This window comes from Streptomyces enissocaesilis (assembly GCF_039533765.1).
GTDB lineage: Bacteria > Actinomycetota > Actinomycetes > Streptomycetales > Streptomycetaceae > Streptomyces > Streptomyces enissocaesilis.
In genome coordinates this window covers 1-19,020 of record NZ_BAAAUD010000025.1, presented here as the reverse complement: position 1 = coordinate 19,020, position 19,020 = coordinate 1, and the positions used below count along the sequence as shown (strand labels likewise).

Genomic DNA, 19,020 nt, shown 5'->3' with positions numbered 1-19,020 from the left:
GCACTGTCCGAAAACCCCTCGCCGGCGCTACGCCAGCGGATCGCGGAGAGGTCAGGGAAAGACGTTGACAAGCTTCCGAACCTTTACGGAACTGGTTCTGGCGCGCACGACCGCGCTCGGCGCGGAGGACGCCTTCATATTTCTCCCGGACGACGCCAAGGGCTCGACGCCGCAGCACTTGACGTACGCCGAACTCGACCTGGAGGCGCGGCGCATCGGCTCCTGGCTCCAGGAGCACGGAGCGTCCGGCCGCCAGGTGCTGCTGCTCTACCCCTCGGGCCTGGAGTTCATCAAGGCGTTCGTCGGCTGCCTGTACGCCGGAGCCGTGGCCGTACCCGCCCCGCTCCCCACCGAGCAGGGCCAGCACTTCACCCGTGTCTCCGGCATCCTGCGCGACGCCCAGGCGCGCGCCGTGCTCACCGACTCGGGCAACGCGCCGGAGATCGGCGCGTGGCTGGCGGCCGAGGGCATGACGGACGTCCTCTGCCTCGCCACCGACAGCCCCGGCCACGGTGACGCGAGCGCCTGGACGGAACCGTCGCTCACCCCGGAGAACCTGGCGTTCCTCCAGTACACCTCGGGCTCGACCAGCGAGCCCAAGGGCGTGATGGTCTCGCACCACAACCTGCTCGCCAACGAGGCGGCGATCCAGCGCTCCGTCGGCTCGGACTCCGCCTCCCGCTACGGCGGATGGCTGCCCTTCTACCACGACATGGGCCTGATCGGGCACATCCTCCAGCCCCTCTTCCTCGGCGGCTCCGGCGTGATGATGGCCCCCGTCTCGTTCCTGAAGCGGCCGCACCGCTGGCTGAAGATGATCGGCGACTACAAGGTCACGATCGGCGGCGGCCCCAACTTCGCGTACGACCTGTGCCTGCGCCGCGTCACCGACGAGCAGCTCGCCACGCTCGACCTCTCCAGCTGGCAGGCGGCCTGCAACGGCGCCGAGCCGATCAGGGCCGAGACGATCCGGGCCTTCAGCGAACGTTTCGCGCCCGCCGGGTTCCGCCCCGAGACGTTCTTCCCCTGCTACGGCATGGCCGAGACCACGCTGCTGATCTCCGGCACCCCGCGGGGCACCTGCCCCGTCGTCCTCGGTGTCGACGCACAGGCCCTGGAGCGCGGCGAGTTCGCCGACCCGCGGGAGGACGAGCCGACCCGCACCCTCGTCAGCAGCGGTGTCTTCAAGGACTTCGACGTACGCATCGTCGACCCCGAGAGCCACCAGGAGCGGCCCGAGGGGTGCGTCGGCGAGATCTGGGTCAAGGGCGACAGCGTCGCCGCCGGCTACTGGAAGCGCCCGCTCACCAACCAGGAGATCTTCGACGCCGCCATCGCCGACGGCAGGGGCGGCCACGACGCGGGCGGCTGGCTGCGCACCGGTGACATGGGCGCCCTGGAGGACGGCCACCTCTACGTCACCGGACGGCTCAAGGAGATGGTCATCTTCGCCGGGAGGAACCTCTACCCGCAGGACCTCGAACGCGCCGTGCAGGGCACCGACAAGGCCCTCGGTGTCGGTTCCGGCGCCGTGTTCGCCGTCGAGACCGACCAGGAGCACCTCGTGGTCCTCCAGGAGGTGCGGACCAGCTCCGTCACCACCGACCTGCGCACCCTCGCCACCGACGTGCAGCGGCTGATCGGCAAGGAGTTCAACATCCCCGCCGGCAACGTGCTGCTCGTCCGCCCCGGCACCATCCGCAAGACGACCAGCGGCAAGATCCAGCGCACCCTGATGCGCAAGCTCTTCCTCAAGGGGCAGATCACCCCGCTGTACGAGGTGCTGGAGCCCGCCGTGCGCGAGCTCGTCGCGGACGCCACCGAGCGCCCCCTGGAACCGGTGGCCTGACATGGAGCATCCGCCGTACAAGCTGGCCGGAGAACTCGACCGCTTCCTCGGGGACCCGGACGACCCGCGGACCGTCTTCTCCCACGCGCGCTGCGCCGAACTCGACGAGAAGGAGGAGTTCCCCGCCGACATCTGCCGCCGTCTGGAGGAGTGGGGGCTTTCCGGCTACTACGTTCCGGTCCAGTACGGCGGACGGCTGAGCGACTACGAGCAGCTGCTCCAGCTCCTGCGCGTCGTGGCCCGGCGCGACCTCACCGCCGCCATCGGGCACGGCAAGACGTACCTCGGCGGGGTCTGCGTCTGGGTCGCGGGCACCGCCGGGCAGGCCGAGCGGCTCGGCGCCGACATCAGGGCCGGCGTCCCGGTCTCCCTCGGCCTCACCGAACGCACCCACGGCAGCGACCTGCTCGCCGGCGAGGTGCGGGGGGAGAAGGAGACGGCGCCGGACGGCGGCTGGCTGGTGAGCGGCGAGAAGTGGCTGATCAACAACGCCACCCGGGGCTCCGTGCTCTCCCTCCTCACACGCACCGACCCGGCCGGCGGACCGCGCGGCTTCAGCATCCTGCTGGTCGACAAGCGCGAAGCGGACGAGGCCGCCTACCGCCACCTGCCCAAGGTGCGCACGCACGGCATCCGCGGCGCCGACATCTCCGGCATCGCCTTCGACGGCGCCCGGGTGCCCCGCGAGGCCCTGGTCGGCACCGAGGGCGGCGGCATCGAGACCGTGCTCAAGGCGCTGCAACTCACCCGCACGATGTGCGCGTCGCTCTCGCTCGGCGCCGGTGACCACGGGCTGCGCCTCGCCCTGGACTTCGCCGAACAGCGCGAGCTGTACGGGCGGCGCCTGATCGACCTGCCGCAGGCCCGGCACGTCCTCGCCACGGCCGCCACCGACGTGCTGCTGCACGAGGCACTCGCCCTGTTCGCGTCCCGCGCGGTCCACACGCAGACCGCGGAGCTCGGCGTCACCGCCGCCGTCACCAAGTACCTGCTGCCCACCGGCACCGAGACGGTCCTCGCGGACCTGACCCGGCTGCTGGGGGCCCGCGCCTTCCTCACGGGTGTGTACGCCGGCGGCAGGTTCCAGAAGGTCGAGCGCGACCACCGCATCGTCGGTCTCTTCGACGGGAACACGCTGGTCAACCTCAACTCCCTGATCAACCAGTTCCGTTCGCTGGTACGCGGCTTCGCCCGCGGCACCGGGGACGCCGAGGGCGCGGCCGCCGCCTGCGACCTGACCGCGCCGCTGCCACCGCTCGACCCGTCGAAGCTGTCGCTCGTCGCACGCCGCGGCAGCGGAGTCCTGGCCGGCCTGGCCGCGTCCGTCGACGAGGTGCGCCGGCGGGCCCTCGACACCCCCGCACTGGGCCCCCTCGCCGGCGCGGCCGAGCGCATGCTCGCCGTCACCACCGCGGTGCACGCCGAGATGGAGGCCCACCAGAACGTCCTCACCGACGTACCGCCCGAAGCCTTCGAGACCGCCCGCCGCTACACCCTGTGCTACGCCGGCGCGGTCTGCCTCGGCCTGTGGGTCCACAGCGCGGACGCCGCCGCCGACGGCCCCGCCGGACGGCTGTGGCGCGACGGGCTGTGGCTGCGGGCCGTCCTCGACCGGCTGCTCGCCCGGCTGGGCGAGCCGGGCGTTGCCGGGTCCGAAACGCCCGGGGCGATGCTCGCCGAACTGCGTGCCGCCCGGCATTCCGGCCGGCTGTTCTCCCTGCTGCCGCAGGGGGAGCCCGAGGCGCCCCGCCCCGAGACAGCCGGTGCCACGGCCGGTGAGAGTGAGAGGACGACATGCTGATCGCCACCGCGCCCCAAGAGGCGCGCGTCCGCGCACGCATCGCCGAGCTGGAGGAACGCCTGGGCGACCCGACGGACGAGAGCAACGAGGTGTCGTACACCCGTCTGCTGGAAGCCGACGAGGCCGCGGAGATCTCCGGGCCCGGTGAGCGCATCCTCGACGAACTGGTGCTCAACGCGGACTTCGTGCCGCGCGCCCACGGCGGCCGGCTGGAGCGGATCGACACCCTGGTACGGGTGATGCGCCAGGTGTTCCGCCGGGACGTGAGCCTGGGCCTCGGCTACGGCGTCACCTCGTTCATGGCCGGCGTCAACGTGTGGACCGCCGGCACCGAGGCGCAGCGCGAGCGGCTCGCCCGGCTGATGCTCGACGGCGGCAAGGTCTCGGTGGCGTACCACGAGCTGGCGCACGGCAACGACTTCGTACGCAACGAGTTCGAGGCCAGGCCGGCGCCGGACGGGAGCTACCTGCTCAACGGCGCCAAGCAGGTCATCAACAACGCCGACCGGGCCGGCGCCTGGGTGCTGTTCAGCCGCACCAGCCCGGCCCCCGGCAGCCGCAGCCACTCGGTGTTCCTCGCCGAACGGGCCGGGCTCGACACGGACAGCTACCGGGTGCTGCCCCGGTACGGCGCCGTCGGGGTCCGGGGCTGCCATCTGTCGGGGCTCGACTTCACGGACACCCCGGTCCCCGCGTCCGCGCTCGTCGGGGAGACCGGCAAGGGCGTCGAACTCGCCCTGAAGGCCTTCCAGATCACCCGCAGCGCGGTGCCGGGAATGGCGCTCGGCGCGGCCGACACCAGCCTGCGCACCGTCGTGCGGTTCGCGCTCGGCCGGCAGCTGTACCGCAAGTCCGTGATGGAGATCCCGCACGCCAGGGCGACCCTGTCCGGGGCCTTCCTGGACCTGCTGATCTGCGACAGCCTCTCGCTGGCCGCCACCCGGGCCGTGCACCTGCTGCCCGAGGAGACGAGCGTGTACGCCGCCGCCACCAAGTACCTGGTGCCGAAGGTGCTCAACGACGCCATGCACGAGCTGTCGATCGTGCTGGGAGCCCGCTTCTACGTCCGCGAGGGCGAGTTCGGCATCTTCCAGAAGCACCTGCGCGACCTGCCGGTGCTCAGCCTCGGCCACGCGGGCTCGGCGGCCTGCCAGGCCACGATCATCCCGCAGCTGTCCCGGCTCGCCCGGCGCGCCTGGTTCTCCGGGGACCCCGCGCCGGACGCGCTGTTCCAGCCGCGCGGGGACCTGCCGGACATCCCGTTCGACCGGCTCACCCTGGCCAGCGGCCGGGACGGGCTGAGCGCCTCCCTGGTCGCCGCCGTGGACGAACTGCCCAGCGGTTCACCGGAGGAGCGGGCCGTGCACGGCCTCGCGCTGAAGATGATGGACGAGCTGCGGCAGCTCCAGGAGGCGAGCCTCACGCTCGCGCCCGAGAACCGCACCGCGCTCGCCAGCCCCGCCACCTTCGCCCTGGCGGACCGCTACGCGGTGCTGCTCGCCGCCGCGTCCGTGATCGGTGTGTGGCGCCAGGCCGCCGGCGGGGACGACCCGTTCCTCGCCGACCCGGCCTGGCTCGCCGCCGCCCTGCACCGGCTGGCCCGCAGGCTCGGCCAGCAGCCGCCCGACCTTCCGGGGTCCGCCGACGCCCGGGTGCACGAGGAAGTGCTGCGCAGGTTCCACCGGCGCAGCAGCTACGACCTGTACGACACGCCGCTGGCCGGCTGAACCCGGTAGCAGCTCATCAGTCATCACCGCCGACCGACCCTCGCCGAGGAGTGCCCCATGCCCGTTCCGACCACCGGACACACCACCGAGTCGCTGACCACGTGGCTGGCCGAGCGCATCGCCCTCTACCTCAAGCGCCGGCCCGCCGAGATCGACCCGGCCGTGCCCCTGGCCGAGTACGGACTCGACTCGGTGGCCTCCCTCAGCCTGTGCGGCGACATCGAGGAGGACTTCGACTTCGTGCTGGAGCCCACCGCCGCCTGGGACTACCCGACCGTCCAGGCACTCGCGGACCACCTGATCAAGGAGTTCGCCGCCGAAGCCGCCGGCGCCGCCGCGAAGGGCGGCGCGGCCTGATGGAACCGATCGCCATCGTCGGCATCGACTGCAGGTTCCCGGGCGCGCCCGACACGGGCGCCTACTGGGACCTGCTGATGCGCTCGGGAGACGGCGTGGGGGAGGTGCCCCGGCAGCGCTGGGACGCCAGGGAGTTCCACTCCACCGCGGGCTCGGAGGGGCGCACCAACACCACCGAGGGCGGTTTCATCACCGACCCGGACGCCTTCGACAACGAGTTCTTCACCATCTCGCCGCGGGAGGCCGCGGCCATGGACCCGCAGCAGCGGCTGCTGCTGCAGAGCGCCTGGCGCGCCGTGGAGGACGCGGGGATCGCGCCGCAGCGGCTCGCGGGATCCCCCACCGGCGTCTTCGTCGGCATCATGGGCAACGAATGGGCGCAGCTGCACCTGACCGACTACGCGAAGGTCACCGCCCAGGCCGGCTCCGGCAACGGCTACTGCATGACGGCCAACCGGATCTCGTACCACCTCGACCTCAAGGGTCCCAGCCTCGCCGTCGACACGGCCTGCTCCTCCTCGCTGGTCGCCGTGCACCTGGCGTCGAACGCCCTGCTGTCCGGGGAGTGCGACACGGTGATCGCGGGCGGCGTCAACGTCGCCCTCACCCCGGCCCTGTCGATCTTCTACACCCAGGCCGGCCTGTCGGCGCCCGACGGCCGCTGCAAGCCGTTCAGCGCCGACGCCAACGGCATCGGCCGCGGCGAGGGCGTGGGCGTCGTGGTGCTCCGCAGGCTCGCGGACGCGGTCGCCGACGGACAGCGGGTGTACGCCGTGATCCGCGGCACCGCCGTCAACCAGGACGGGCGCAGCAACGGCATCACCGCGCCCAACCGCTGGGCCCAGCAGGACGTGCTGGGCGCCGCGTACCGCAGGGCCGGCGTCGAGGCGTCCGAGGTCGTGTTCACCGAGGCGCACGGCACCGGCACGGTCCTCGGCGACATGATGGAGGTCAAGGCGCTCGGCCACCACCACGGCGGCCGCGACGGCAAGCCCATGGCCCTCGGTTCGGTGAAGGGCAACCTCGGCCACACCGAGGGCGCGGCCGGCATCGCCGGCATGATCAAGGTCGCCCTCGCGCTGCACCACCGCACCGTGCCCGCCAGCCGCTTCGCGGCCAAGGAGAACTCCGGGCTGAAGCTGCGCGAGCACGGGCTGCGGCTGCTCAAGGCCCCGCTGCGGCTGCCCGCCACCCCCTCGGTCGCCGGACTCAGCAGCTTCGGCATGGGCGGCACCAACGCCCACGCCGTACTGGAGTCCGCGCCCCCGCACGCCGCCCGCCCGCGGCCGCGCCCGGCCGCCGTGCCCGGTGGCATCGGCTCCGCCGTCTTCACGGTCACCGCTCCCACGGCGGACGCCCTGCGCCGCAACCTGCTCGCCCAGGCGGACACCGCGGCGGCCCGCCGGGTGCCGGTGGGCGCCCTGAGCTGGACCAGCAACCACGTCAAGTCCGGGCACCGCTACCGGTTCGCGGTGGCCGCGTCCGACACCGCGGAGCTCGTCGCCGGGCTGCGGGAGGCCGTGGCCGACCCCGACCTGCTGGCCCGGCTCACCGGCCTCCCCGCAGGCCGGCCGCGCACCGCCTTCCTCTTCACCGGCCAGGGCTCGCAGTACCCCGCGATGACGGCCGGGCTCTACCGGGACTCGGCGCTCTACCGCGCTTTCCTCGACGAGGCCGACGCGGCGCTGCTCCCGCACACCGGGCGGTCCGTACGCGATCTGATCCTGGGCGGCGACGAGGCGGTGCACCGCACCCGGTGGACCCAGCCCGCCCTGTTCGCGGTCGGGTACGCGCTCGGGCGCACCCTCGCGGAGCTCGGCGTACGCCCCGCCCTGCTGCTCGGGCACAGTGTCGGCGAGTACGCGGCGGCCTGCCTGGCGGGCGCGCTCCCGCTGGAGGGGGCGGCCCGGCTGATCGCGGCCAGGGGAGAGCTGATGCAGGAGCTCCCCGAGGGCGGCGGCATGATGTCCGTGCGGGCCCCGGCCGACAGCCTGCGGGAACGGGTGGCGGCGGAGCCGCTGGTGGGCGTCGCCGCGGTGAACGGGCCGCAGGCGACGGTCCTGTCCGGCGACCTCGCCGCGCTGGCGCGCATCGAGAGCGGCCTCCAGGCCGAGGACGTCCGCACCCGGCGGCTCCAGGTGTCGCACGCCTTCCACTCGCCCCTGATGCGGCCGATGCTCGACCGCTTCGCGCTGATCGCCACGGAGGTGGGCGGCGGCGTCCCCGAGGTGCCCGTGTACTCGACGGTGCGCGGCCGGGTCCTGGACGGCGAGGCGATGGACGCGGCGTACTGGGTGGAACACGTCGGTGCCCCCGTGCTGTTCGCCGACGCCGCCGCGCGGCTGCTGGAGGACGGCGCGACCCATCTGGTGGAGGCCGGCCCGCAGCCGGTGCTCTCCGGGATGGTCCGCCTGCTCGGCAGGGCGTCCACGGCCGCCCCGGCCCACGTCCTTCCGGTACGGGGCACCGAGTCCGGCGGCCGGGACCTGGCCACGGCGCTCGCCGAGCTGTACCGCGGCGGCACCGACCCGCGGTGGGACGCCGTGTACGCCCCGGAGGAACGCGTCCCGCAGCGGCTCGCGCCGTACGCCTTCTCCGACGAGCACCGCTACTGGACCCGCGATCCCGTACGCGGCGGTGCGACGGCGGAGACCGCCGGCCCGGCGGTGGTGCCGCAGCAGCGGTCCGCGGGCCGGGAACAGGGACGGGAGCAGGCGGCGGAACCGGGCCTGCCGTCGGCCGCCGTCGCGGTGCTCGACCTGGGCCGCGGCAGGACCGACGGACCGGTCGCACGCGCCGCCCTGGAAGCCGTCGGGCAGGTCGGGGGCTACTCCGGGGCCGAACTCGCCCCGCACTCGCGCCTGTACGAGGACCTCGGCTTCGACTCCGTAATGATCATGGAACTCAAGAACCGGCTGGAGGAACGGCTCACCGGCCTCGCCTCGCTGACGGTCCAGGACCTGCTGCCCCGGCTCTCCTCGATCGGGGACCTCATCAGCTACCTGCACGAAATCGGCGCCATCGCCGCACCCGGCCACGAAGAGAGGACGGCATGACCCAGCAGTCGGATGCCTCCACCGCCCCGACCACGTACCTCGCGTCCGTGGGCACCGCCCTGCCCGGCGACCCGGTCGACAACGCCACCCTCGCCAAGGTGCTGGGCGTCAACGAGGAGTGGATCGAGGTCTTCATCGGCACCAGGACCCGGCACTTCGCCCGCGACCTGGCCACCGGCACGGTCCGCTGGTCGCTGGCCGACCTGTGCGCGCAGGCCGCCGGACGCGCCCTCGACGCACCGGGCGTCGACCGGTCCGACATCGAGTTCGTCGTGCTCGGCACGGCGACCCCCGACACCCTGATGCCCGCCACCGTCAACCACGTCGCCGACCAGCTCGGCCTCGACCAGGTGCCCACCTTCCAGCTCCAGTCCGGCTGCGCCGGCGCGGTGCAGGCCCTCGGTGTCGCCCAGGCCCTGATCACCTCCGGCCAGTACCGGACCGGCCTGGTCATCGGCGGCGACGTCTGCAGCAAGCACCTGGACCTCCAGCGCGACCTGTCCGGCGCCGCCCCCAGCGACCTGGTGAACTTCGTGCTCTTCGGCGACGGCGCGGGCGCCGCCGTGCTCACCGCCGAACCGGTCGGCCAGCGGGTCGCCGTACGGCACATCCTCAACCGCTTCACCGGACTCGGCCGTAAACCCGGCCAGGTCATCGAGTGGTTCGGCCTCGCCGACCGGTACGACGACCGGCAGGCGCTGACGGAGGACTACAAGGCCATCGAGGAGGGCGTACCGGTGATGGCCGTCGAGATCCTGTGGGAGATGCTCGGCGAACTCGACTGGGACGCCGATCAGTTGGACTACATCCTGCCGCCCCAGCTGTCCGGCAGGATGACGCGGCGGATCACCGAGGAACTCGGCCTGCCGACCGCCCACGAGGTGTCCTGCGTCGCGGACACCGGCAACAACGGAAACGCCCTGCCCTTCCTGCAGATCGAGAAGCTGCTCCAGCGGATGTCCGGCGGGGAGAAGGCACTCGCCGTCGCGGTGGAGTCCAGCAAGTGGATCAAAGCCGGTTTCGCCCTGGAGAAGATATGAGCATCAGCAGCCTGGACGGTTTCACCCTCGACGACTTCACCCGCATCGTCCGCGACGACATCGGCATGCCGCTGGAGCCCGGACAGGTGACGGCGGACTTCGACGAACTCCCCGACTGGGACTCCCTCTACCTCCTCAAGCTGGTCACGGCACTGGAGCTCGCCACCGCCCGCAGGGTTCCGGTCGGCAAGGTGCTCGAAGCCCGCAGCCTGAAGGAGATCTACGACCTGGCGGTGTCCCCGTGACCACCGCCGGAGCGGCCGGGGCCGCCGGGACCCGCGCCGTCACCGTCACCGAGCGGCGCCGCCGGCACACGCTGTACTTCCTGGAGTGGGCGGCGGGCCAGCGCCCGGTCCACCTGGACACCGAGGTCGACATGACGCGGATCCAGGAGCACCGGGCCGCCGCCCGCGACCGCGGCGAGCGCTACTCCGTCGTCAGCTACCTGCTGCACTCGGCCGGCCGCGTCCTCGACCGGCACCCGCACGCGAACGCCGTGATGGCGTCCGGGCGGCTCCCGCTGCTGCGCCCGCCGCGGATCGTCCGGTTCCAGGGCGTCACCGCGAAACTGGCGCTCGACCGGACCGTGGCGGGGGAGCGCACCGTGCTGTCCGCGCTCGTGCCCGGCCTGGAGAGCGCCGGCCTGCGGGAGATCCAGGAGCGCGTCGACCGCTACCGGGGCGAACGGACCGCCGAACTCCCCGAGTTCAAGGGGGTACGGATGCTCGGACGGCTGCCGGCCGCGCTCGGCCGGGCCGCCTTCGCGGCCGCGCTGCGCGACCCGCGCGAACGTCCCGGAGTCTTCGGCACCGTCTCGGTCAGCTCGCTCGGACACACCGCGGTCGACGGTTTCCACTCGGCCGGCGGCACCGCCGTCACGCTGTGCGCGGGACGGATCAGGGAGCGGGCCGTGGTACGCGACGGCAGTGTCGTCTGCGCCCCCGTCATGAAGCTCGGCCTCACCTTCGACCACCGGGTGATCGACGGCGCGGCGGCAGCGGATGTGCTGACCGACGTACACGACCTCATGGAGGCTTTCGATGACGGCTGCCGGGCACAGGATCCTGGGCCGGACCCTGGGAAAGCCGATCGCGATCTCGGGGCCCGGCGGGGACTGGGGCAGCGTACGGGCTGACCTGGAACGGCACGCGAGCGCGGTGCTCTACGCCCGGCTGGACGACTGGCGCCCCGAACGGGCCGGAGGCCCGCGGCTGCGCACGCTCCTGGGCCGCGACTGGGCCCGCTTCCTGGAGCTGACGCACCCGGACGTACGGACCCGGTTCGCCTCCTCACGGGTGCTGCTCAAGTTCGCCGCGGCCGCCGCGCTGCACGTCCCGCCGCAGTCCGTGGAGCTGGGCTACATGCCCACCGGCCGGCCCTATCTGCGGGGGTACGACGGCGTGCACATCAGTCTCAGCCACACCGACGACCTGCTCCTCGTCGGACTCGCCACCGGCGGGGTGATCGGTGTCGACGCGGAACGCAGCGACCGGGCGCTGTACGGTCCCGGGCTCGGCCGCCACCTGTGCACCCCGCTGGAGGTGGAGCAGATCGAGGGCATGCCGGTGGAAGAACGCAACCCCGCGCTCGTCCGGCTGTGGACGCTGAAGGAGGCGTACAGCAAGGCGATCGGGCTCGGCATGCAGTTCCGCTTCACCGACTTCGGCTTCCGGCCCGACGGCGAGTCCGTGGAGGTCCTCGGCCCGAACGGGATCACCGGCACGGGCCGCGAATGGACCTTCCAGACCTACTCCGTCGACGACCGGTACACGGTCAGCGTGGCCCTGGGAGACGCGGGCTTCGGCGGTACGGACGACACCATGGCCGGGACGGCGCTCGACCCGGGCATCGTCGACGCGCTCGCGGAGGTGCTCGGCGAGGACGAACCGCAGGATTCCGCGGTCGGCGAGTGGTGGTGAATGGTGGTGGGTGGTGGTGGGTGGTGGGTGGTGGTGACGGCCGGGTCCCGGCTCCCGGCCCGTGCAAGCGGGGCTCAAGGGGCCGCCGGAAGACTGGCCGCACACCCCGCGACCGCACACTCGCAGCCGCACAGCGAGAGGAGACCTCATGTCCGCAGGAGACCTCATGTCCGCCGTTCTCCGGACCTCCGTACCGCAGGCGCCCTCCCCCCGGCCCGTGCCGTCCGGTGAACCGGCCGACCGATGGACCTGGCGGACCCCGGCGGGGCGCGCGCTCAGCGCGGCCGTGGGCGTCGCCGCACTCGGCTCCGGATTCGCCCTCGGCGGCGCCGTGGGCCTGCCCTTCTGGGCCGCGCTCGTCGCCCCGGACCTGGTGTTCCTCCGCAAGGCGGACCCTCCGGCCACGGGCCCCGGCCGGCTGCCGCCCGGCACGGTCGGCCCGTACAACACCCTGCACGACCCGCGCCTGGCGGCGGCCCTGCTGGCCGCCGGCGTGCTGACGGCCTCCCGGCCGCTGCTGCTCGCCGGGCTCGGCTGGACCGCGCACATCGCCGTCGACCGGGCATGCGGCTTCGGTCTGCGCCGGCCCGACGGCGCCATCCACTGACCGGACGGTGAGGCATGGACCCCATGGACCACTTGGAAGAGCTCAAGCAATTCGCCCGGCTGCACGCCGGTGGCCAGGGCATGTCCCCCGGACACACCGCCGAGGTCCTCGCGCGCATCGGCAACGACACGCCCGGCGACGCCCGCTCCTGGGCCGCCGTGTGGACGGCCGCCGGCCGCGCCGCCGCGACCCGCGGCGACCTCCTGGACGCCTGCCGCCACTACGCGCTCGCACGGTTCCCCCACCCCGCCGACGAGGACCGTGCCCTGGCGCAGCGGCTCTGCGTCGACGCCTTCGACCAGTGGCGGCTCCGGCAGGGCGGCATCGAGCGGCTGGAGTTCGGCCACCCCGAGGGGACGGTCGTCTGCTGGGCCTCCGGGCTGGACAGGGGGCGGCCGCTGCTGGTCGTCATGGGCGGCATCGTCAGCGTCAAGGAACAGTGGGCGCCGCTGCTGCCCCTGTTCCGCAAGCTGGGTTTCGCGGCCGTCGTCGCCGAGCTGCCCGGCGTCGGCGAGAACACGTTCACCTACGGTCCCGAGTCCTGGCGCACGCTGTCCTTCCTGATGGACCGGCTGGAGGGCCGGGCCCGGGTCACCGACACCTCCATGCTGGCGCTCAGCTTCAGCGGCCACCTCGCCCTGCGGGCCGCCGCCGAGGACCCGCGCATCCGCAGCGTCCTCACGGTGGGCGCCCCGGTGGCCGACTTCTTCACCGACGAAGCCTGGTGGCCGCGCGTGCCGGGCATCACCGTCGAGACGCTGCGCCGGCTGACCGGCTCCGCCGACGAAGGCGAACTGCGGTCCGTACTGGCGGAGTTCGCCCTCACTCCCGAGCGGCTGAACGGCGTACGGATCCCCGTCCGGTACGTCGCCAGCAGCCGCGACGAGATCATCCCGGCCCGGGACCAGGCCCTGCTGCACCGCTCCCTCGCCGACGTGCGCTTCAAGACCTTCGACGACGTGCACGGCTCCCCCGCGCATCTGGGCGCGATGCGGCGCTGGTTGTTCTCCTCCTTGCTGCGGCTGCGGTTCACACGCCGCAACCGGTTCCTGCCGAAGCCCCGTACCTCACTCAGTGAGAGGCCGTCATGAGCGCCAAACCCGCATTCAGGACCTCGGTCACCCCGGTACGCGCCTGGCAGAGCCTCGCCTCGCTGGGTGTCACCGAGAGCGACCTGACCTCCGTCCACCACCGTCCCGTCCAGCCGCCGCGGCCCCTGGCCGGGAAGCCGGGCGAACGCCGCCACGCGCACAAGGGGGCCTGACCGCCGTGACCTCGTCCAACGGCACCGCCCCCGGCCGGCAGGGCGCCGGCGCCGGGATCAAGCTCCGCCACCGCACCGTCCACGGCTACCGGCGCGCCTTCCGGATGGCCGGCAAGGGCAAAGCGATCCTGCTGATCCACGGCATCGGGGACTCCTCCGACACCTGGCGCGACATCATGCCGGGCCTCGCCGGCGACTACCGGGTCATCGCCCCGGACCTGCTCGGTCACGGCGCGTCCGACAAGCCCCGCGCCGACTACTCCCTCCCCGCGTACGCCAACGGCATGCGCGACCTGCTCGGCGTGCTCGGCGTCGAGAAGGTCACCCTGGTGGGGCACTCGTTCGGCGGCGCGGTGGCGATGCAGTTCGCCTACCAGTTCCCCGAACGCTGCGAACGGCTCGTACTGGTCGGCACCGGCGGCATCAGCCGCCAGGTGACCCCGGTCCTGCGCGCCGCCTCGCTGCCGGGCGCGGAACTGCTGCTCATGGCCCTGCGGCTGCCCACCATGCGGTGGCAGCTGGGCATGGCGGTGCGCGCCCTGCAGTTCCTCGACACCGGTCTCGGTGTGGACGCGCCCGACCTGCTGCGGGTGGTGGACGCGCTGCCCGACGGAACCTCCCGCAGCGCCTTCGTCCGGACGCTGCGCGCGGTGGTCGACTGGCGGGGGCAGGTGGGCACGATGCTCGACCGCTGCTATCTCGCGCAGGGGATGCCGACCATGCTGGTGTGGGGCGGCAGGGACCAGGTGGTACCGGCGCTGCACGCCGGCCTCGGGCACGTGTCGATGCCCGGCAGCCGGCTGGAGATCTTCGAGGACGCCGGCCACTTCCCGTTCCGTACGGATCCGCAGCGGTTCCAGTCCGTACTGCGCGACTTCATGGCCACCACGGAGCCCGCCGACTACAGCGCCGAACACTGGCGCCGGATGCTCCGCAGCCGGCAGCCGGTCGTCCGCGCCGCCGCGCCCCCGCGGGCCGCCGCCGCCGTCCCGGAGCCCCGCCCGGCGTAACCGCGTACGGGCCCCCGGACCGCCGGGGGCCCGGGGGCGGGGCCGGGACACCCGTCAGGCCGCGCGGCGCACCGCCGGCGCGGGGACGAACAGCCAGACCCCCGGCCGGACTTCGAGCGGCATCCGGGCGAGCTGCTCCGCGTCCCCGCCCGCGTCGACGGCGGCCCGTACCGAGGCGGCCGTCCGGCGGGCGTACTCGCGCCAGCGCTCGTCACCGGCGTCACCGGCCGCGGTCTCGCACTCACCCAGCAGGCCCAGGGCCTCCCCGGGCCGCCCTTCGCGCAGGGCCACCAGGGCGAGGCCGCGCAGCGCCTGGGCCGCGCCCCGGGCGTCGTCGTCGGCCCGGCCCGCCGGCAGGGCGCCGGCGTACCCCTGTCCGGCGTGCGCCGCCCGCCCCAGTCCCAGCAGTACGTCGGCCTCGCCGGACAGGCAGCGGTCCGCCGCGAGGCGATCGCCGCGGCCGGTGAACAGATGCCGGGCGAGCCGGTACCGGTCGATGGCCAGGGAGCTCTGGTGGCGCTGCCACGCCAGGTCGCCGAGCGACCGCAGGACGACCGCTTCCGCGTGCGCGTCCCCGGCCCGGCGCGCCGCGTCGAGCGCGAGCTCGTGGCCGGATTCCCAGTCGTCCCACAGGGCGTTCGCCTCGTAGTAGCCGGCCGACGCGGAAGCCAGCGCGCAGCACAGCTGCCACAGCCCGGCGGCATGCGCCTGCCGCACCGCTTCGAGCAGCCCCGTCGCCTCCTCCTGGAACCACAGCAGCGGCGCCGTGCCCACCAGCGTCTCGGGGGACACACCGGCGAGCGGCTCCGTCTCGAAGACCAGCAGGTCACGGCCCGGCGCCAGCTGGGCGTCCGCGTGCCGGGCGAGGGAGAGGAAGGCACGGCAGAGCCGCTCGGTGGCCGCGGCCCGCGCCCCGTGGGTCACGTCCTCGGCGGCCTGCACCTCCAGGGCCAGTGCCCGCAGCAGCGAGTGGAAGCCGTAACGCACCGGTGCGAGGCGCCCCGGCCGCCGCCGGCCCTCCAGCAGATGGGCGCGTACCAGCTCCTCGGTGCGGCGCTCCGCCGTCGGCAGGTCCGTGCCGAGCAGCGCCGCGGCGCTCCACAGCGCGAAGTCGGGCAGCGGCGCCAGGCCCAGGGCCCGGAAGGTGTGGCGTTCCTCCTCGCCCACGTCCTGGTACGCCGTCAGCAGGCTGCTGCGTACGTCGAGATCGCCGAGCCGCAGGGCCGCGAGCCTGGTCCGCTCGTCACGGAGCCGCCGGGCGAGACCCGCGGCCGTCCAGTGCGGCCGGGCGGCGAGACCCGCGGCGGCCACCCGGAGCGCCAGCGGCAGATTGCCGCAGAGCAGGGCGATCTCGGAGACGGCCTCCGGGTCCTCGCTCATCCGGGGCCCGCCGCAGGCCACCAGCAGCTGCTCGGCGTCCTGCCGGCTCAGCACCTCCAGGACGAAATGCTGTACGCCGTCGAGCGCGCCCAGTGCCCGGCGGCTGGTCACGATCACGGTGGCGTCCGGCGCCGCGCTGAGCACCGGCCTCACCTGTGCCTCCGACACCGCGTCGTCCAGCAGGAGCAGCAGCTTGCGGCCCTCGGTGCGCCCGTGCAGCAGGTCCGCCAGCTCGGCCTCCGACGCCGGTGGCCGGCCCGCCGCCTCGGGTGCGGCCGGACCGCGCAGCCGGCGCAGCAGCGCCGCCATCACCCCGCCGGGTTCCATGGCCCGCCCGCCGGCGTCCCGCAGGGTCACCAGGATCCGCCCGTCGGGAAACAGGCCGGTCGCCTCGTGGGCCAGCTGGACGGCGAGCGTCGTCTTGCCGGAACCCGCCCTGCCCGCCAGGGCGAGGACGCGGCCCAGCCCCGACGCCCGGCCCGAGAGGAAGCGCGTGCCGACGGCGAGCTGGTCCGTGCGCCCGGCGAAGTCGGCGAGGGCGGGCGGCAGCCAGTCCACCGCGTCGGCGTGCCGGCCGCCGGTGCCGGTACGCGAACCGCCGACGGCCGGATCCCCGCGCCAGGCGAGCGAAGGGTCCGAGGCCAGGACCCGCTCCAGCAGCCGGCTGAGCACGGGCCCCGGCTCGACGCCCAGCTCTTCGACGAGGGACCGCCGCGCCTGCTGGTACACCCGCAGCGCGTCCGACTGCCGCCCGACCCGGTACAGCGCGACCATCAGGTGGCAGTGCAGGGTCTCGCGCAGCGGATGTTCGTGGGCCAGCGCCATGAGCTCGCCGACCAGCTCCTGGTGGCGGCCCAGCCGCAGGTCCGCGGAGATGCGCTGCTCCAGCACTTCCGCCCGCAGCTCGCCCAGCCTTATGGCGGACGTCTCCAGCGAGGGCCCGTGCGGAATGCCCGACAGGGCGGGCCCCGTCCACAGTCCGAGGGCGCGGCCCAGCAGGTGCGAGGCGTCGTCGTAATCCCGCCGCGCGTAGGCCGCCCGCCCTTCGGTGCGCAACGACTCGAAGACCGTCAGGTCGAGGTCGTCGGCGGCGACCTCGATGAGGTAGCCGGGCGGCCTGGTCAGCAGCGGCTGCCGGCCGGCCTCCGCCCCGCCGCCCTCCAGCAGCGCTTTGCGCAACTGCGACACGTACACCTGAAGCGTGGTGGCCGCCGTCCGCGGCGGCCCCGTGCTCCACAGCTCGTCGATCAGGGTGTGCGTCGACACCACGGCGTTGATGTTCATCAGCAGCGTGGCGAGCACCGCGCGCGGCTTGGCGGCGGACGGCGTACGGGGTGACATGCGTACGGGCCCCAGCACTCGGAATCGCACGGCGGGCCTAGCAGTCCTGCGCCACGGAGGCGGACACCCGGGCCACGACCCGGTCGCCCTGGAGGAAGGACAGCCGCAGACCGGCCACCGGGCGCCCCGCCGGGTCCCGGTCCGGCCGGCCGGCCGGTGCCCGGTCCCCGCGCACGGTGCAGTGCAGCGGAAGGCCGGGCTCGGCGAACCCCTTGAACGACGCCTGCCAGCGGGTCAGCAGCGCGTGGAACGGTACGAAGCCGTGAAGTTCGGCGGCGGCGAACAGGGCCACCTGCCGCGAAGCCTCCAGGAACAGGACGGCGGGTACCTCACCGGCGGTTCCGGGCAGCAGGTCACCGGCCGCCACGCCGTCGACGGGGAAGGCCAGCCCTTCGCCGTCCTCCTCCACGGGCAGTCCGACCAGTACGTTCCGCGGATCCCGGTGCCCCACCCGCTCGGGCGCGGGCACGCCGGGCGACGGAATGTCCCCGTGCCCGGCGGCGAGGGACTCCTCGCTCTGCCGGCGGCCCAGGTCGCGGTGGCCCCGGTAGACACCGGGCGCGAGGAAGACGAGCCGCGCCTCGGCCGTGCCGCAGCGCTCGCCGTCGATGGACACGACGGCGTCGCACTCCATTCCCCGCGGGACGCCGTTGACCACGTCGACCGGTGTCAGGGCGAGCTCCAGAGTGAGCCGGCCGCGGTCCGTCGTACGCCGCCACGGATCCACGGCGGTGATCTCCGTGCCGCCCGAGGCGAGCACGGTGTGCCTGGTCTCCGGGACCCGGAAGTAGCGGCGCGCCGCGAACATCGCTGCCTGGCGCAGTGATTCGACCGGGAACAGCAGATCGTGAAAGGGCGCCGCCGGATCGCCGAGCAACCGCTGACCGTCGGAGAGTTCGGTGGAGAAGGCGAAGTGCTGCCGCACGGGCGCGGACGAGTCGAGCAGGAACGCCTCGGGGCTCCCCGGCCTGCGTACCAGGTGATGCGGTCCGAGGTAGGAAGCGGCATGCGTGGGAACGGTGTCCATGGGAGTCCTCTGTGCAGTGTCTGGCGGCTCTGCGGGCACGGACGCGTGCGAAGGAAGAAGAGGGCGAGGCGCGAGGTGGGGCTCGGCGCGCTGATACGACCACTTTGCCCCACCCCGCTGAAGCACCGGGGAAGCACTGCTGAAGACCGGCTGAGGAGCGCTCCCGGGCGGACGGGAACCCTGGTCGCGTCAGCTCGATCCCTGCACGGGCTCCTTCACCGGTTCCTTCGCGACGACGGGGTGGTCGGCGGGCAGCGGCCCGGCGCCGCCCGCGCCGCCGGGGGACGGGAGGGAGGCGAATATCTCCCGGTCGGCAGTGAGGTAACCGGCCCACTCGGACGGCACAGCGTCCTCGTAGTAGATCGCCTCGACCGGGCAGACGGGTTCACAGGCGCCGCAGTCGACACATTCGTCAGGGTTGATGTACATCTTGCGCGGACCCTCGTAGATGCAGTCGACAGGGCACTCGTCGACGCATGCCTTGTCCTTGAGGTCCACGCAGGGCTGGGCGATTACGTAGGTCATCGGGATGTCTCCACGGTCCAGGTGTCGTTGCCGGCCAGCAGCGCCGCAAGGTCGCCTTTGCCGTTTTGTTCGATGGCGGTGTCGAGTTGGTCGGCCATGAGGGTGTCGTAGACGGGT

16 protein-coding genes and 1 pseudogene are annotated in these 19,020 nt (G+C 73.5%); 13 read left to right on the top strand and 4 right to left on the bottom strand.

Annotated features, from left to right (window positions below):
- The first annotated feature begins 64 nt into the window (after positions 1 to 64).
- The 13 genes from ABD374_RS12625 to ABD374_RS12565 all read left to right on the top strand — a co-directional run bounded on the left by ABD374_RS12625 (position 65) and on the right by ABD374_RS12565 (position 14,630).
- Entirely contained in the window at positions 65 to 1,849 is a 1,785-nt protein-coding gene (locus tag ABD374_RS12625) for a fatty acyl-AMP ligase (RefSeq protein WP_344494537.1), read from the top strand.
- 1 nt (position 1,850) lies between these two features.
- Positions 1,851 to 3,650 carry an acyl-CoA dehydrogenase family protein gene (locus ABD374_RS12620; RefSeq protein WP_344494535.1) on the top strand — a complete coding sequence of 600 codons (1,800 nt, stop codon included), beginning with the start codon at positions 1,851 to 1,853 and terminating at the stop codon, positions 3,648 to 3,650.
- Positions 3,644 to 5,377 carry an acyl-CoA dehydrogenase family protein gene (locus tag ABD374_RS12615; protein ID WP_344494533.1) on the top strand — a complete coding sequence of 578 codons (1,734 nt, stop codon included), beginning with the start codon at positions 3,644 to 3,646 and terminating at the stop codon, positions 5,375 to 5,377. Before ABD374_RS12620 ends, ABD374_RS12615 begins: the two co-directional genes overlap by 7 nt.
- Before the next feature lie 57 nt (positions 5,378 to 5,434).
- Positions 5,435 to 5,734, top strand: coding sequence for an acyl carrier protein (locus tag ABD374_RS12610; RefSeq protein WP_344494531.1), 300 nt, complete (start codon positions 5,435 to 5,437; stop codon positions 5,732 to 5,734).
- Positions 5,734 to 8,790: a type I polyketide synthase gene (locus ABD374_RS12605; protein WP_344494529.1), complete on the top strand. Its 3,057-nt coding sequence runs from the start codon at positions 5,734 to 5,736 to the stop codon at positions 8,788 to 8,790. Before ABD374_RS12610 ends, ABD374_RS12605 begins: the two co-directional genes overlap by 1 nt.
- A complete protein-coding gene (locus ABD374_RS12600) occupies positions 8,787 to 9,830 on the top strand; it encodes a 3-oxoacyl-ACP synthase III family protein (protein ID WP_344494527.1) in 1,044 nt (347 codons plus the stop codon). Before ABD374_RS12605 ends, ABD374_RS12600 begins: the two co-directional genes overlap by 4 nt.
- Complete coding sequence (locus ABD374_RS12595; protein ID WP_344494526.1) at positions 9,827 to 10,075, top strand: phosphopantetheine-binding protein; 249 nt, start codon at positions 9,827 to 9,829, stop codon at positions 10,073 to 10,075. Before ABD374_RS12600 ends, ABD374_RS12595 begins: the two co-directional genes overlap by 4 nt.
- Entirely contained in the window at positions 10,072 to 10,965 is an 894-nt protein-coding gene (locus ABD374_RS12590; protein ID WP_344494524.1) for a 2-oxo acid dehydrogenase subunit E2, read from the top strand. Before ABD374_RS12595 ends, ABD374_RS12590 begins: the two co-directional genes overlap by 4 nt.
- A complete protein-coding gene (locus ABD374_RS12585) occupies positions 10,871 to 11,749 on the top strand; it encodes a 4'-phosphopantetheinyl transferase family protein (RefSeq protein ID WP_344494523.1) in 879 nt (292 codons plus the stop codon). Before ABD374_RS12590 ends, ABD374_RS12585 begins: the two co-directional genes overlap by 95 nt.
- Positions 11,750 to 11,915: 166 nt before the next feature.
- Positions 11,916 to 12,356, top strand: coding sequence for a DUF4260 family protein (locus ABD374_RS12580; RefSeq protein ID WP_344494521.1), 441 nt, complete (start codon positions 11,916 to 11,918; stop codon positions 12,354 to 12,356).
- Between the two features lie 23 nt (positions 12,357 to 12,379).
- The gene (locus ABD374_RS12575; RefSeq protein ID WP_344494519.1) at positions 12,380 to 13,447 is read left to right on the top strand and encodes an alpha/beta fold hydrolase; all 1,068 of its coding nucleotides are present in this window, start codon (positions 12,380 to 12,382) and stop codon (positions 13,445 to 13,447) included.
- The gene (locus tag ABD374_RS12570) at positions 13,444 to 13,620 is read left to right on the top strand and encodes a hypothetical protein (protein ID WP_344494517.1); all 177 of its coding nucleotides are present in this window, start codon (positions 13,444 to 13,446) and stop codon (positions 13,618 to 13,620) included. Before ABD374_RS12575 ends, ABD374_RS12570 begins: the two co-directional genes overlap by 4 nt.
- 5 nt (positions 13,621 to 13,625) lie before the next feature.
- Positions 13,626 to 14,630 carry an alpha/beta fold hydrolase gene (locus ABD374_RS12565; RefSeq protein ID WP_344494515.1) on the top strand — a complete coding sequence of 335 codons (1,005 nt, stop codon included), beginning with the start codon at positions 13,626 to 13,628 and terminating at the stop codon, positions 14,628 to 14,630.
- Positions 14,631 to 14,684: 54 nt separating this feature from the next.
- Here ABD374_RS12565 and ABD374_RS12560 read toward each other — a convergent pair whose 3' ends face one another.
- The 4 genes and pseudogenes from ABD374_RS12560 to ABD374_RS12545 all read right to left on the bottom strand — a co-directional run.
- Complete coding sequence (locus ABD374_RS12560) at positions 14,685 to 17,381, bottom strand: AfsR/SARP family transcriptional regulator (RefSeq protein WP_344494513.1); 2,697 nt, start codon at positions 17,379 to 17,381, stop codon at positions 14,685 to 14,687.
- A 7-nt stretch (positions 17,382 to 17,388) separates the two neighbouring features.
- Positions 17,389 to 18,378 carry an AfsA-related hotdog domain-containing protein gene (locus ABD374_RS12555; protein WP_344494511.1) on the bottom strand — a complete coding sequence of 330 codons (990 nt, stop codon included), beginning with the start codon at positions 18,376 to 18,378 and terminating at the stop codon, positions 17,389 to 17,391.
- A 189-nt stretch (positions 18,379 to 18,567) separates the two neighbouring features.
- A complete protein-coding gene (fdxA, locus tag ABD374_RS12550; protein ID WP_344494509.1) occupies positions 18,568 to 18,903 on the bottom strand; it encodes a ferredoxin in 336 nt (111 codons plus the stop codon).
- A pseudogene (locus ABD374_RS12545) lies at positions 18,900 to 19,020 on the bottom strand (2-oxoacid:ferredoxin oxidoreductase subunit beta); the annotation flags it as partial. The gene fdxA and the pseudogene ABD374_RS12545, both read right to left, overlap by 4 nt.

What these genes read in the sequence shown, in the direction of transcription:
- ABD374_RS12570 (WP_344494517.1), top strand. Translation starts at nt 13,444, where the DNA reads ATGAGCGCCAAACCCGCATTCAGGACCTCGGTCACCCCGGTACGCGCC.
- ABD374_RS12600 (WP_344494527.1), top strand. Translation starts at nt 8,787, where the DNA reads ATGACCCAGCAGTCGGATGCCTCCACCGCCCCGACCACGTACCTCGCG.
- ABD374_RS12580 (WP_344494521.1), top strand. Translation starts at nt 11,916, where the DNA reads ATGTCCGCCGTTCTCCGGACCTCCGTACCGCAGGCGCCCTCCCCCCGG.
- ABD374_RS12585 (WP_344494523.1), top strand. Translation starts at nt 10,871, where the DNA reads ATGACGGCTGCCGGGCACAGGATCCTGGGCCGGACCCTGGGAAAGCCG.
- fdxA (WP_344494509.1), bottom strand. Translation starts at nt 18,903, where the DNA reads ATGACCTACGTAATCGCCCAGCCCTGCGTGGACCTCAAGGACAAGGCA.
- ABD374_RS12605 (WP_344494529.1), top strand. Translation starts at nt 5,734, where the DNA reads ATGGAACCGATCGCCATCGTCGGCATCGACTGCAGGTTCCCGGGCGCG.
- ABD374_RS12615 (WP_344494533.1), top strand. Translation starts at nt 3,644, where the DNA reads ATGCTGATCGCCACCGCGCCCCAAGAGGCGCGCGTCCGCGCACGCATC.
- ABD374_RS12620 (WP_344494535.1), top strand. Translation starts at nt 1,851, where the DNA reads ATGGAGCATCCGCCGTACAAGCTGGCCGGAGAACTCGACCGCTTCCTC.
- ABD374_RS12595 (WP_344494526.1), top strand. Translation starts at nt 9,827, where the DNA reads ATGAGCATCAGCAGCCTGGACGGTTTCACCCTCGACGACTTCACCCGC.
- ABD374_RS12575 (WP_344494519.1), top strand. Translation starts at nt 12,380, where the DNA reads ATGGACCACTTGGAAGAGCTCAAGCAATTCGCCCGGCTGCACGCCGGT.
- ABD374_RS12610 (WP_344494531.1), top strand. Translation starts at nt 5,435, where the DNA reads ATGCCCGTTCCGACCACCGGACACACCACCGAGTCGCTGACCACGTGG.
- ABD374_RS12555 (WP_344494511.1), bottom strand. Translation starts at nt 18,378, where the DNA reads ATGGACACCGTTCCCACGCATGCCGCTTCCTACCTCGGACCGCATCAC.